The sequence below is a fragment of the Nonomuraea montanisoli genome, from assembly GCF_013363975.1.
Lineage (GTDB): Bacteria > Actinomycetota > Actinomycetes > Streptosporangiales > Streptosporangiaceae > Nonomuraea > Nonomuraea montanisoli.
In genome coordinates, this window is record NZ_JABWGN010000009.1 from 337239 (window position 1) to 351096 (window position 13858).

The 13858-nt window shown below is 67.3% G+C and carries 9 protein-coding genes; 6 read left to right on the forward strand and 3 right to left on the reverse strand.

Translation table 11 applies throughout. From position 1 onward, the window contains the following. The 5 genes from eboE (at position 1) to HTZ77_RS24835 (ending at position 6123) form a co-directional block, all read left to right on the forward strand. The gene (gene eboE / locus HTZ77_RS24815) at positions 1 to 1113 is read left to right on the forward strand and encodes a metabolite traffic protein EboE (protein WP_175592205.1); all 1113 of its coding nucleotides are present in this window, start codon (positions 1 to 3) and stop codon (positions 1111 to 1113) included. After that, the gene (locus tag HTZ77_RS24820) at positions 1113 to 2438 is read left to right on the forward strand and encodes an alkaline phosphatase family protein (RefSeq protein WP_175592060.1); all 1326 of its coding nucleotides are present in this window, start codon (positions 1113 to 1115) and stop codon (positions 2436 to 2438) included. The genes eboE and HTZ77_RS24820 overlap by 1 nt, the downstream gene beginning before the upstream one ends. Before the next feature lie 624 nt (positions 2439 to 3062). After that, positions 3063 to 4304: a sugar ABC transporter substrate-binding protein gene (locus HTZ77_RS24825; protein WP_205303356.1), complete on the forward strand. Its 1242-nt coding sequence runs from the start codon at positions 3063 to 3065 to the stop codon at positions 4302 to 4304. A 2-nt stretch (positions 4305 to 4306) separates the two neighbouring features. Beyond that, positions 4307 to 5221, forward strand: a complete 915-nt coding sequence (locus HTZ77_RS24830) for a carbohydrate ABC transporter permease (protein ID WP_175592062.1) — start codon at positions 4307 to 4309, stop codon at positions 5219 to 5221. A gap of 8 nt (positions 5222 to 5229) precedes the next feature. After that, positions 5230 to 6123, forward strand: coding sequence for a carbohydrate ABC transporter permease (locus HTZ77_RS24835; protein ID WP_175592063.1), 894 nt, complete (start codon positions 5230 to 5232; stop codon positions 6121 to 6123). A 318-nt stretch (positions 6124 to 6441) separates the two neighbouring features. On the opposite strand, the gene HTZ77_RS24840 is transcribed toward HTZ77_RS24835, so the two are convergent. The 3 genes from HTZ77_RS24840 to HTZ77_RS24850 form a co-directional block, all read right to left on the reverse strand. After that, positions 6442 to 6942, reverse strand: coding sequence for an HIT family protein (locus HTZ77_RS24840; RefSeq protein ID WP_175592064.1), 501 nt, complete (start codon positions 6940 to 6942; stop codon positions 6442 to 6444). 499 nt (positions 6943 to 7441) lie between these two features. Beyond that, positions 7442 to 8638: a glycoside hydrolase family 1 protein gene (locus HTZ77_RS24845; protein ID WP_175592065.1), complete on the reverse strand. Its 1197-nt coding sequence runs from the start codon at positions 8636 to 8638 to the stop codon at positions 7442 to 7444. A 464-nt stretch (positions 8639 to 9102) separates the two neighbouring features. Then, positions 9103 to 10206: a LacI family DNA-binding transcriptional regulator gene (locus HTZ77_RS24850; RefSeq protein WP_175592066.1), complete on the reverse strand. Its 1104-nt coding sequence runs from the start codon at positions 10204 to 10206 to the stop codon at positions 9103 to 9105. Between the two features lie 457 nt (positions 10207 to 10663). Between HTZ77_RS24850 and HTZ77_RS24855 the strand changes: the two genes are divergently transcribed. Beyond that, positions 10664 to 13648: a glycosyl hydrolase family 95 catalytic domain-containing protein gene (locus tag HTZ77_RS24855; RefSeq protein WP_205303358.1), complete on the forward strand. Its 2985-nt coding sequence runs from the start codon at positions 10664 to 10666 to the stop codon at positions 13646 to 13648. The last annotated feature ends 210 nt before the right edge of the window (positions 13649 to 13858 follow it).

The window sequence follows — 13858 nt, forward strand, 5'->3', positions numbered from 1 at the left end:
ATGCGGCTGCGCCATCCGGACGGCTCGACCGTGCACCTGGCCTACTGCACCAACGTGCACCCCGCCGAGGATCTCCCCGGCATCCATGGACAGCTCTCAGGCATCGCGGCGCGGGTCAGGAAACTGCTCGGCGCCGAACGCCTCGGTCTCGGCCTGTGGCTGTCGCAGCACGCCGCCGCGGACCTGCTCGCCCGGCCCGGCGAGCTCGCCGGTCTGCGTGATCGGCTGGCCGTGCTCGGGATGGAGGTCGTCACTCTCAACGGGTTCCCGTACCGCGGCTTCCACGAGGAGATCGTGAAGTACCGCGTCTACACCCCTGACTGGGCCGACGCGGAGCGGCTGCGCCACACCCTGGGGCTCGCCGAGATCCTGGCCGCGCTGCTGCCCGACGACCTCACCGAGGGAACGATCTCCACGCTGCCCCTCGCCTGGAGGACCGGCTGGACGGCGCAGAAGGCGGCGGCGGTCGCGGCCAACCTCGGCCTCGTCGCCCGCGGACTGCGCGAGCTGGCCGAGCGGACCGGCAAGACGATCCGGCTTGGCTTCGAACCAGAGCCGGGCTGCATCGTCGAAACCACTGCGCAGGCCACGCGCCTGCTCGCCGACGCCGACCGCGACCACCTCGGCGTATGCCTGGACGCCTGCCACCTGGCCGTGGGTTTCGAGGAAGCCGCCGCGGCGGCCGGGCTCGGGCTCCCCATCGTCAAGCTCCAGGCATCGTGCGCCCTGGAGGCGCCGCCCGGCACCCAGGACGCGCTGAAGGCGTTCGACGAGCCGCGCTTCCTGCACCAGACGCGCTCGCGGAGCGGATTCACCGACGATCTGGGCGAGGCGCTGGCCGGCGGCCTGCCCGTGGGGGAGCGCTGGCGGGTGCACTTCCACGTGCCGCTGCACGCCGCACCACCGCCACCGCTCCGCACCACCGCGCCCCACCTGCGGGAGCTCCTGGACGCCCTGCTCGGCGGGCCCGCCCCGCTCACCCGGCACATCGAGGTGGAGACCTACACCTGGAACGTGCTCCCCGGCGCGCCGCCGGACCTCGCCGAAGGCATCGCCGCCGAACTCGACTGGACCCGGCGGCAGCTCGCCGCGCTCGGGCTGAAGGAGCTGTGATGGCGCCACTGGTCGTGATCAACGTCGTCGGGCTCACCCCGCGCCTGCTGGCGCACATGCCCAACGTGGCGAGGGTGGGCCGGGCCGCCCGCCTGCGCCCGGTCCTGCCGGCCGTCACCTGCTCGATGCAGGCCACACTGCTCACCGGCACACCGCCACGTGAGCACGGCATCGTGGGCAACGGCTGGTACTTCCGCGACCTCGGCGAGGTGCTCCTGTGGCGTCAGCACAACGCGCTCATCCAGGGCGACCAGCTGTGGAGCGCCGTGCCCGGCCTGCGCACCGCCAACGTGTGCTGGTGGTACGCGATGGGTGCCGCGACCGACCTGCTCGTCACCCCGCGCCCCATCTACCACGCCGACGGCCGCAAGTCGCCCGACTGCTACACCCGCCCGCCCTCGCTCCACGACGACCTGGAGGCCGCTCTCGGCCCGTTCCCCCTGTTCACCTACTGGGGGCCGAACGCCGGGATCGCCTCATCGCGGTGGATCATCGCCGCCGCCCGCCGCATCCTCTCCCGCGAACGGCCCGACCTGCTGCTCGTCTACGTCCCGCACCTCGACTACGACCTGCAACGGCACGGCCCCGACGGCCCTGAGGCGATCGCCGCGGCACGCGCCGTCGACGCCGCGCTGGCCCCGCTCCTCCAGGAGGACGCCGAGGTGGTGGTGCTGTCGGAGTACGGCATCACGCCGGCCTCGCGCCCGGTGGACATCAACCGCGCGCTCCGCGGCGCGGGCCTGCTGGAGGTCCACACCCAGGCCGGGATGGAGTACCTCGACCCGTGGACCTCCCGTGCCTTCGCCGTCGCCGACCACCAGGTGGCCCACGTGTACGTACGTGATCCCGCCGACCTCGATCGCGCGCGCGACGTCATCGCCGCCCTGCCCGGCGTGGAAGAGGTGCTCGACCGGACGGGCAAGGCGAAGTACGGCCTCGACCACGAACGCGCGGGGGAGCTCGTCGCCGTGGCCGAGCCCGACGCCTGGTTCACCTACTACTACTGGCTCTCCGACGACCGGGCCCCGGACTTCGCGCGGCTGGTGGACATCCACCGCAAGCCCGGCTACGACCCCGCCGAGCTGTTCATGGATCCCCGGGACCCCTTCGTCAAGCTCCGCGCCGCCGCTGCGCTGGCCAGGAAGAAGCTGGGTTTCCGGTACACGATGTCCGTCGTGCCGCTGGACCCCTCGCCGGTGCGCGGCAGCCACGGCCGCCTCCCCGACGATCCGGCCGACGGCCCCGTCCTCATCGGCCCGTTCGACGGCGACGCCTATGCGGCGACCGAGGTCAAGGGCCTTCTCACCGCCCTCATCCGCCGGTGAGCGCACTCGACCCCGAGTTGTCCGCCTCGCAACGCGGTTCCGCGGTGGCGGGCGGCGTCCACGAAGAACGCGCGGAGGTTCGTGATCAGGTGAGCGGCGGAGTCCACCATCGAGGACGCCCCTGACCCGACGTCCGCACCTTCCGGACCGTCCACTCCGTCGTCCCGTGACCCGCAGCCCTACCTTTGCGCGGTCGTCCGGAACACGGCCTACGCCTGGGCGCGCAGTGAGGGGCGGAACGTGCTCACGCGCTTACCTCGCGGCTCGCACCACCACGATCACGGCGCACGAGTGATCATCGTTTCGCCGACCTCGGTCAACAGGTGGCCCGTACCCAGGAGCATGATGGTCCGGTCGAGCCGAAGTGAGGGCCCAGTGGACATGCTCACCGCCTCTTGCGCACTGGCAATCTATGCGCTTAAGTGGTCTCCACAATTTCCGTATCTAAGCGCTTAAATGAACGTGTTCATGGGAGCCCGCGGCGTCGGGGGAGTGATTGGCGTGCGCTCGCACGCAGTTCTCGCCGCAGACGCCTGTCCAGATACGACGCCGTGATCCACGAGGTGGACGGCTCCACGAAAGGAAACAGCGATGAGTCGGACGAAGATCGCCGGACTGGCCGTCGTGACGGCTGCCGCGCTGGCACTGACCGCCTGCGGAAGGGGGAGTACGACCTCCTCGTCGGACCCGGTGGGATCGGCGCTCTCGTCGGGACCGGCCAAGGGCACCATCACCATGTGGGCGCAGGGCGCGGAGGGCGCGGCTCTTCCCTCGCTCGTGAAGGAGTTCGAGGCGGCCAATCCCGGGGTGAAGGTCAACATCACGGCCATCCCCTGGGACGCCGCCCACAACAAGTACCAGACCGCGATCTCCGGCGGGACCACGCCGGACGTGGCCCAGATGGGCACCACATGGATGGCGGACTTCTCCACCGCCTTCGACCCGACTCCGAAACAGGTCGACACCAGTGGCTTCTTCGAGGGGGCGAAGGCCGCCACCATGATCAATGGCGCGTCGCTCGGTGTTCCCTGGTACGTGGACACCAACGTCATCTACTACCGCACCGACCTCGCCGCCAAGGCGGGCTACACCTCACCCCCCACCAACTGGGCGGACCTGAAGGCGATGGCCAAGGCGATGCAGGAAAAGGCCGGCGCCAAGTGGGGAATGGCGCTGACTCCCGGAGGAGCCGACTCCTTCCAGCTCACCTTGCCGTTCATCTGGTCCAACGGCGCTTCGCTGATGAACGCCGACGGTACGAAGTGGACGTTCGACACGCCGGAGATGGCCGGCGCGCTGAAGTACTACCAGAGCTTCTTCACCGAGGGCATCTCCGACAAGAACCTCTCGACCGCCGCCGGCGCCAAGGAGTCGGCGTTCGTGAGCGGCGCCACGCCCATGCTCGTCAACGGACCGTTCGAGATCGGCCAGCTCAATCAGGCCGGCGGCGCCGACTTCGACAAGAAGTACGGCGTCATGCGGTTCCCGAAGCAGAAGAGCTCGACCTCCTTCGTCGGCGGTTCCGCCCTGGTCGTGTTCAAGAAGTCCAAGAATCGCGACGCCGCGTGGAAGCTGATCCAGTGGCTCTCCAAGGCCGATGTCCAGGCCAAGTGGCAGAAGATGGTGGGCGATCTCCCCGCCGTCCAAGCGGCTTGGAACGATCCGGCACTGGCGGGTGACGAGAAGCTGTCGGTGTTCAAGGAGCAGCTTCAGGACGTCAAGTCCCCGCCGGCCAACACCTCATGGACTCAGGTCGGCGCCGCCGCGGACACCATGCTTGAGCAGATCGTGAAGGCGGGTACGGATCCCGCCGCCGCGCTCAAGGACCTGCAGGCCAAGGCCGACTCGATCGGTACGGGAGGCTGAACATGGTCACCGCGACCCGCCTCGCGACCGGGCCCGTCAGGGCGCGGCGGCACAAGCAGACACTGACCGCGTGGATGTTCGCGTTGCCGTTCGTGCTCATCTTCGGTGTCTTCATGCTGCTCCCGCTCCTGTCATCGCTGGCGATGTCGTTCACCGATTTCAGGAGCAGCGATGTGCAGACTCCGCTGGCCGTGGGCTTCGTCGGTCTCGACCAGTACCGTGCGCTGTTCGGTGACCCGCTGTTCCTCCGGTCCATGGTCAACACCGGGTATTTCGTTCTGGTCGGCATCCCGCTGACCATGGTCGTCGCCCTGACCTTGGCAGTCGCGCTCAACAGCGGCATCACCCGGTTCCGCACCGCCTTCCGGGTGGGCTTCTACACACCGGTCGTCACCAGCATCGTCGCGGTCGCCGTCGTGTGGCGGTTCATCCTGCAACCCGATGGGTTGCTCAACGATCTGCTGAAAGCGATGGGTGTCGACGGCCCGGACTGGCTCAACAGCACCAGTTGGTCGATGCCGGCGCTGATCCTGGTCGCGGTGTGGCGGAACATGGGGACGTTGATGGTGATTTTCCTCGCGGGACTGCAAGCCGTTCCGGTCGAGGCCCAGGAAGCGGCCATGACCGACGGGGCGAACGCCTGGCAACGGTTCTTCAGGATCACCCTGCCGATTCTGCGACCCACTCTTCTGCTCGGCGCGGTGCTGTTGTCCGTCGCGTATCTGCAGCTCTTCGAGGAGTCCTTCGTCATGACCAAGGGCGGCCCGTTGAACTCGACGCTGTCGGTGACGTACTTCACGTACAACCAGTTCGGCTTCGGCAAATACGGATATGCGTCGGCAGCCAGCTACATCCTTTTCGTGGGCATCGTCCTGGTCAGCCTGGTGCAGTTCCGGGCCCTGCGGTCGAGGGTGTGACCGGGGCCATGCAGATCTTGCGAAATCTCCTTCCCGTCACATCTTTGACGCGGCGGCGCGCGAACAGCTCCAGCAGCACCTCCGGGTGGCCTGTTCGCCGGCTGTGGACCTACACGTGGCTCACGGCGGCCGTGGCGATGACGCTGCTGCCGTTCGCCTGGATGCTGCTCGGCTCCTTCAAGACGCAGGGCGAGATCCTGCACAGCCCCAACGGCTGGCTGCCTCATTCGCCGACACTGGGCAACTACAGGATGTGGTTCGGCCAGCTTCAGATCGGGGCCTATTTCGTCAACAGCGTCATCGTCGCCGTGCTCACGGTGCTCGGCAATCTGGCGTTCTGCTCCATGGTCGGGTATGCCCTCGCGAAGATGGACTTCCCAGGCAAGCGCCTTCTGTTCCTCATGGTCATGGCCACCCTCATGGTTCCCGGCGTGGTGACGTTCGTGCCGCTGTTCGTCCTGGTCACCAAGCTCGGGCTGGTGAACACCTATCCGGCCCTCATCCTGCCGTTCCTGACCTCGCCGCTGGGTGTGTTCCTGATGCGCCAGTTCATGCAGGAAATCCCGGACTCGCTCCTCGAAGCGGCTTACATCGACGGCGCCGGCACGGTGCGGGTGTTCCGCAGCATCGTCCTCCCCCTGTGCAAGCCGCCACTGGCGACCCTGGCGATCCTGACGTTCCTCGGTTCCTGGAACAACTTCCTCTGGCCCCTGGTCGCGGCGCAGAGCCAGGACAAGTACACGCTGCCCGTCGCGTTGTCCCTGTACTCCACCGGCCAGAACGCCACCGACTACGGGTTGCTCCTTGCCGGGGCGGTCCTGGTCATCACTCCCATCGTCGCCTTGTTCGTCTGCCTGCAGCGCTTCTTCACCCAGAGCATCGCCTCCACCGGGATCAAATGACGGCACACGTCGGCCGTCTCTCTACTCCGAGGAGACACCGCGCCATGACCGACGCAACCATGGATTATCCCGAGAGCTTCCTGTAGGTTGCGGCAACCGCCAGGTGGCGCGGATCGTCTCCGAGGGGGCGAGTGGGTGTGCACGATCAACGGTCCAACATCATGGTGGTGAACCGTGCCCTGGTGGAGGTGCACCGCCGATCCCGCGAGGTGTTCAGCTCCGTGCCGGCGATCGAGTCCGGGTGGGCGGTGGCGACGCAAGCGACCTTCACACGCACTGTGAATGGTCTGACCAACCGACCAGGAAGCCTGCTCCAGGCTAGGCGTCCAGGGCAGCCCTTATTCTTGCGGCCAGAGCAGCTGCTTCCTCGGGCGTGTGCTCGACGACCCCGTTCTCCGCCATGAGCGCGTGGTACTGCTGCTGTTCATAGGGGACGCCAGGCGGCAGGGCGGCGATGTGCCAATGCAGGTGGGCGTTTCCCTGCTGACTGCCCAAGGACAGCAGGTACGTACGCTCGCAGGGCACGCTTGCCTCCAGGGCGAGAGCTACTCGACGCACCACCCGCATCACCGCAATGAACTGGTCCTCGTCAAGATCTCGCACGACATGCTCGACGTGGGCCTTTGGCGCCACAAGGACATATCCAGGCAGAGCCGCGAAGCGAGCGAGAAACCCGATGTGGTTGCCGTCGTCGTAGACGATCTCTTCCGGCTGACTGGGATCTCTGCTGACGATCGCGCAAATGAAGCACGGCCCGGTCCGGGAGCGACGGCTGTAGCTTTCCACATCAAACGGCACGCGCTTGATCGGGCCGGTCATCACACTCCTCGTGGAACGCGAGGTCTTCATGTGATTGATCATCTTAGGCGTCGAGAAGGTAAAGCACTCCCCGGGGTCCAGCGGCTTCTATGACCACTTACCAGCATTTCTCCTGACCGTCAGACCAGATCACAGTGGCCATCCACCAGGAAATCTTCTTGTGCGCTCACAGTCACCTACGGACCAGCCGATGGTTCCCGCTCGGCGAGGGCCCTGCCCGCCATGTCCACGTCCCAGGCGCCCGGCGCAGCGGAAAGGGGCGCCGACACACCCACCGGCACCCGCCGCTCCGCCGAGTTCGCGCAGGTAGCGGTGAAGGCACGTGGGGAGGCGAACTGCGTGGTCAGGTCGAAGGCGTGCGTGCACGTCCCCGGTGGTCCGGGTGTCGTTCCTCGGCAGCCCGGACCGGGTTCTGGCCGACAATGCCTACTCTGGCAGAGTCGGCCGCACGTATCTGCGCCGGTGTGGGATCAAGGCCGGAGCCGGCTGGATGTCGATCTCATGCACGACCTTCGTCAGAACGTACGTCCAGCCTGCCGTTTCTGGCGACTTCCCCCAGCCAGCGGGCGCTGGGCTTCACTGTCCGCCGGAAGCTCGTCCGATCGACCGCGATGAGGCCGAACGTGGGTCGGAAGCTGCCCCATTCGTAGTTGTCCAGAGCGGACCAGTGCAGGTATCCGCGCAGGTCGATGCCGTCCGTGAGGCACTCGTGGAGGGCTGCGAGCGAGTCGGCGGTGTAGTCGATCCGGCGCCGGTCGTCGGCGGTGGCGATGCCGTTCTCAGTGACCAGGACCGGAGTCGGCTGCGCATATCGCCAGGCGCTCCGGACGCCGAACGCCGCGGCTTCGGGGAAGTACTCCCATCCGGTGAGCGTCTTCTCCACGTCCGGGGCCGGGCCCCGAGGCCCTTCCGGTCCGATGAAGGTCCGGGTGTATGCCTGCACGCCGACGAAGTCATCACCTTTGGCCAGTTCGAGGAAGTGCTCGTCGCGGGGGTACCCGTAGTCGCGCCAGACGCTCTCGCATCCGGGCTCGACGTGGTAGGCCTGCGTCGCGACGGCCCATCCGGACTTGACCCCAGGTACCGATGACAGGATCGACCGGCTCGCCTGATGGGCTTTGAACAGCTGCTCGGTGAGAAACGCTCCGGACGCGACGCCTGCTCGCTTGAGGGGGTTGACGCCTGTGCCGCCCGGATAGGCGATTCCGTTGGGTTCGTTGATGGTGCAGACCCATTCCACCCCGTCCGCGACAACGGGAAGCACCGCTTCGGTGTATCGCGCGAACAAGTCCGGCATGCTGCGGCTCCCCCATGCCCCCAGAGCCTCCACCCAGCGGGGCACGGTGAAATGATGCAGGGTGACCATGGGAGTGAGTCCGGCGTCGTGACAGGCGTCCACCATCCGCCGGTAGTGATCGACTGCGGCGCGGGAGACGAAGCCCTGCTCAGGCTCTATTCGAGCCCATTCGATGCTGAACCGATAGGTGTTCAGCCCCAGACCGGCAAGCAGGCCGATGTCCTCCCGATACCGGTGGTAGCTGTCACAGGCGTCGCCGCTGGGTTCTTCCAGGTCGGTCTCCGGGTGGTGCTCCCGGTGCCACCAGTCGGAGTTGATGTTGTTTCCCTCGATCTGATGGGCGGCGGTGGCTGCACCCCAGAGGAAATCGGCAGGGAAGGAAAGACGGTGCGCGTTCAAGTGAATCCTTCTGGAACGGAACGTGGCGGCAGCTCAAGGCAGGCTCCCGCCATGGTTGACGACTTCAGGCGACTGCTCGGCGGCTGCAGACCGGTCACGATGACCGGCGCCAGCGTGCGATCCTGCGTGGGTCGCCCGGTCTGTGATCAGCTCCATGGGCGGCGGCAACCCGTCCACAACGACGGGGCGCCTGCAGGATCATCGATGTCTCCCTTCGTGGAAGCCGACCTCGTGATGCGTCACGGCGTCGTCTCTGGACGGGTGTCCGGGCGGGAGCTGCCCGCGACCACGCGTCAACTACTCCCTCGACCTGACGGGCTCCCGGGCGCGAGCGAGTTAAGCGCTTAGATAGTGAATGCGTGGGGACTACTTAAGCGCATAGATTGCCGGTACGCAAGAGGCGGGATCGCTCTGCCGGGCGTGGCGGCTCGGAAACGCCGCAGGTGGCAGGGGAGCGCCCGCCGTCAGGCCGTCGAGCAGCCGCAGCTCTCCCGCAACACCAGACGTGCCGGCAACTGGATGCAGATGGGGGGCTCACTTCGGTGCTCGAGCCGGTCGATGAGGATGTCGACCGCGGCACGGCCCATCCGCTCCATCGGCTGGCGGATGGTGGTGAGCGCCGGCCGGGAGATGCGTCCGGCGACGATCCCGTCGAAGCCGGTGACGGCCACCCGTCCGGGGACCGAGATCCCGTTCTCGGCCAGCATGTCCATGAGGTCGAGGGCCAGGTCGTCGGTCACGCAGACCAGAGCCTGCGGCAGCCGGCCGCGCGCCAGCAGCTCGGCAACCAGGTTGCGCCCGTCCGACCTGGACTCCTGTGCCAGCGGCTTGCGCGGGACAGGCAATCCAGCGGCACGCAGCGCTGTACGGAACCCTTCGAACCGTGCCCCATTCTCGGGGAAGCGCGTGTCGCCGACGAACAGCAGATCGGTAAGCCCGTGATCCGCGATGAGGTGGCCGGTGAGGGCCTGCATCGCGGCGGCATTGTCGATCGTCACGTGACTCAGGTTGTCGTGGTGGGGCGATTCGGACAGTGCCACGACCGGAATGCGACTGGCGATGCGGTCCAGGACGTCGTCGGGCACTGTGTGAGGGAAGACGGCCAACCCGTCGACTCGTCCCGCGACATCGGTGATGATCGCCCCGCTGTCGGCATGGCTTCCCCCGCCGATCAGCAACGCGTACCCGCGCTGCCGGCACTCCAGCTCGACGCCGCGCTGGACCTCGTCCACATACAGGGGGAAGGCGCGGAGGTTCTCCTCGTCGCCGTCCCGCACCACCTCGACCTCGCCCCCGCCTTCCGTGGAGGACATGTCCGCCGCCGGCGCTCCGGTCGGTTCTTCGGCCCTGAGGTAGTCGTACGAGAACAGCCCGAGAGCGCCCGTCCGGCCCTTGGCCAGGCCGCGGGCACTGGCGCTCGGAACGTACCCCAACGCATGTGCCGCGGCCAGCACGGAATCGCGAGTCGTGGGCTTGACCTTCTCCGGCTGCCGGAAGGTGAAGGAGACCGTGGCGATCGAGACACCCGCTCGCTGTGCCACGTCATATACCGTGGGGCGCTTCGCCATCTGTACCCCCTCCGATGCCCGAACAGCCCGGCCCTTCAGACATTATGCGCTTAACAACGATCGGAAAGATCCCTAACGTACCAGCACCATTTGATGATCAGTTCTTGGCCCTGGAGAAGCTCTGGACGGCGCCGAGTGCCGACGTGAGGGCCCCGCGCTTCTGTTGCTAGACATCGGATGCAAAGCGTCTCGCAGGCTGCCGCATCGGGGCTTATGTCCTATATCTCCCGGCTGGGTTGTCGCCCGGCGAGTGATACATAGGAGGTTTAGCCGGATCTGGTCTTCCGTTCAGACTCATCTCGATATATGTTCCCGTTCACAGCAACCAGTGGTTGTGGGTGGTGCGTACGCGCGCCTGTCTCCCCTACCACCGTGATCAGAAGTTTCTCTGGCCCTGAACAAGGGCCTCGTCAGGCCCGATCATCCCTGTCCCACGCCCCCCAGGAAGGGATCGTTCATGAAGATCCGGAAACGGCACGGGAAGGTCCTGGAAGCCACGCTCGACCCCCGGGGCGAGGGCCCGCACCTGTCCGGGAAGATGGGCGCCGCCACCATCCGTGGCATCCGGTCGACCATGCGACGACGCTGGCTCAACGCAGCCGCGTGCGTCGCCCTCGCCGCGTCCGGCCTTGCCGCACTGCAGCCGGTCGCCTTGTCCTTACCCGCCGCCGCAGCGGCCGGTGACCCCGACACCCTGTGGTACTCCCAGCCCGCCACCGCATGGGAATCGCAGGCCCTGCCCATCGGCAACGGCGCACTCGGCGCCATGGTCTTCGGCGGCGTCGGTTCCGAGCAGGTGCAGTTCAACGAGAAGACCCTGTGGACCGGCGGCCCCGGCTCGCCCGGTTACGACTACGGCAACTGGACCTCCCCGCGCCCCACGGCGCTCCAGGAGGTCGTCGACCAGATCAACCGGGACGGAACAGTCGCTCCCGCATGGGTGGCCGGGAAGCTCGGGCAGCCCAAGACCAACTTCGGCGCCTACCAGACGTTCGGTGACCTGCGGCTCGACATGGCCGAGTCCAATCCCGGCTTCAGCGGCTACCGGCGCTCACTCAACCTCCGCGACGCCGTCGCCGGCGTCACCTATTCCACGAGCACCGCCACCTTCACCCGCGAGTACTTCGCCAGTCACCCGGGGAACGTGATGGCGGGACGGCTCGCGGCGAACCAGGCGGGCAAGATCTCCTTCACGCTCCGCTACACCTCGCCTCGCAGCGACTTCACCGCGACAGCTTCCGGCGGCCGGCTCACCATCCGCGGCACGCTCGCCAACAACGGGATGAGGTTCGAATCCCAGATCCAGGTCAAGACCGACGGCGGAACCATCACCGACGGCAACGGCCAGGTGACCGTCACCGGCGCCGACAGCGCCACGTTCGTGATGAGTGCCGGAACCGACTACGCCCTGACCTATCCCACCTACCGGGGCGCGGACCCGCACGCCAAGGTGACGCAGGCCGTCGACGCCGCTTCGGCCAAGCCCTACACCGACCTTCGGGCCGCTCATGTCGCCGATCACCGCGCGCTGTACGACCGAGTCAGGCTGAACCTCGGCGGGGTGATGCCCGACAAGCCGACCGACCAGCTCCGATCCGCCTACACCGGCGGAAGCTCACCGGACGACCGCGCCCTGGAGCAGCTCTACTACCAGTACGGCCGCTACCTGCTCATCGCCTCCTCCCGGCCGGGATCGCTGCCGGCCAACCTCCAGGGCGTCTGGAACAACTCCACGCAACCGCCGTGGAGCTCCGACTACCACACCAACATCAACATCCAGATGAACTACTGGCCCGCCGCGCAGGCCAATCTCGCCGAGACCGCCGAACCGTACACCGCGTTCATCGAGAACCTGAAGGCGGCGGGCACCAAGTCCGCCACCGACATGTTCGGCGCGCCGGGCTGGGTCGTGCACAACGAGACCAACCCGTACGGCTTCACCGGCGTGCACGACTGGTCGACTTCGTTCTGGTTCCCCGAAGCCAACGGCTGGCTCGCGTCCCAGGTCTACGACCACTACCTGTTCACCAAAGACCCCGCGTTCCTGCGCGACCGGGCCTACCCGCTCCTCAAGGGCGCCGCCCAGTTCTGGCTCAAGAACCTGCGCACCGACCCCAGGGACGGCAAGCTCGTCGTCACCCCCAGCTACTCTCCCGAGCACGGCGACTTCACCGCCGGGGCCGCCATGGCCGAGCAGATCGTGGGGGGCCTGCTGACCGACACCCTCGCCGCCGCGAAGGAACTCGGCGTCGACTCGGCGCTCCAGACCGAACTCCAGACCACGCTCGGCAGGCTCGACCCCGGTCTGCGCGTCGGCCGCTGGGGCCAGTTGCAGGAATGGAAGGCGGACCTGGACAGCCAGACCGACACCCACCGGCACGTCTCGCACCTGTTCGCCCTGCATCCCGGCCGCCAGATCTCCCCGGACACCACACCGTCGCTCGCCGCGGCGGCCAAGGTCACGCTCAACGCCCGCGGCGACGGCACCAGCGGAGACGTCACCGGCTGGAGCCTGGCCTGGAAGACCAACTTCTGGGCACGGCTGCACGACGGAAACCACGCCCACACCATCCTTGCCAACCTGCTGAAACTTCGCACGCTGCCGAACCTGTTCGACACCCACCCGCCATTCCAGATCGACGGCAACTTCGGCGCCACCTCGGGGATCACCGAGATGCTCCTGCAGAGCCACACCGGCGACATCCGGCCGCTCCCGGCCCTCCCTACGGCCTGGAGCGCCGGTTCCTACACAGGTCTCAGAGCCCGGGGCGACGTCACCGTCGACGCGTCCTGGAACGCGAGCGGATCAGCCGAGTTCACCCTCAGACCGAACCGTTCCGGACCGCTCTCCGCCCGCAGTCCGATGTTCACCGGAACCTTCACCCTCACGGACACCACGACGGGCCAGACCCTCACCCCCACGCGCGACGGGAACCGGATCACCTTCAGCGCAACCGCCGGCCATGCCTACAAGGCCACCGGAAAGCTGGCGACGTCGGACAACTTGGCTCTGGGGACGCCCGCCACCCAGTCGGGCACCGCGCACGGGGGTTCGGCGTCGCGGGCCGTTGACGGGAACCTCGACGGCGACTTCTTCCACGGCTCGGTCACCCACACCGCCGACCAGCCGTTGGGCGCCAACCCGTGGTGGCAGACCGACCTCGGCTCCGCCCATCAGGTCAGCACGATCAGGCTGTGGAACCGGACCGACTGCTGCGCCGACCGGTTGAAGAAGTTCTATGTCTTCGCCTCCGACTCGCCGTTCACCTCGAATGACCCGGAGGTCACGAAGAACCAGGCGGGTGTCTGGTCCACCTACCGGGAGGCCGAGGCGGGCACCTCGCTGTCCCTGCCGGTGGGCCGGTCGGCCCGCTATGTCCGGGTCCAGCTCGTCGGCTCCGACCGGCCGCTGTCCCTCGCCGAAGTACAGGTCTTCGGCTAGTGCCTGGACCCTCAGTGGGCGGGAGGCCGTCAGTCGAGGCCAAGCTGGAGGAAATCGAGCACGCCCTGACCCGGCGAGGGAAGCCGCCGCGTCAGCCCTTGGTCGCGCCTCCGGTGAGCCCCTTGACGAAGTGCTTCTGCAGCAGCAGATAGAAGGTGAGGATCGGTAGCTTGCCAGGAACATGGGCGCGAACATGCCGCCGAAGTCGGC

Bases quoted from the DNA above. Each gene is read 5' to 3' on its own strand.
- HTZ77_RS24835 (WP_175592063.1), top strand. From the start codon at position 5,230: ATGCAGATCTTGCGAAATCTCCTTCCCGTCACATCTTTGACGCGGCGG.
- HTZ77_RS24855 (WP_205303358.1), top strand. From the start codon at position 10,664: ATGAAGATCCGGAAACGGCACGGGAAGGTCCTGGAAGCCACGCTCGAC.
- HTZ77_RS24830 (WP_175592062.1), top strand. From the start codon at position 4,307: ATGGTCACCGCGACCCGCCTCGCGACCGGGCCCGTCAGGGCGCGGCGG.
- eboE (WP_175592205.1), top strand. From the start codon at position 1: ATGCGGCTGCGCCATCCGGACGGCTCGACCGTGCACCTGGCCTACTGC.
- HTZ77_RS24840 (WP_175592064.1), bottom strand. From the start codon at position 6,942: ATGACCGGCCCGATCAAGCGCGTGCCGTTTGATGTGGAAAGCTACAGC.
- HTZ77_RS24850 (WP_175592066.1), bottom strand. From the start codon at position 10,206: ATGGCGAAGCGCCCCACGGTATATGACGTGGCACAGCGAGCGGGTGTC.
- HTZ77_RS24820 (WP_175592060.1), top strand. From the start codon at position 1,113: ATGGCGCCACTGGTCGTGATCAACGTCGTCGGGCTCACCCCGCGCCTG.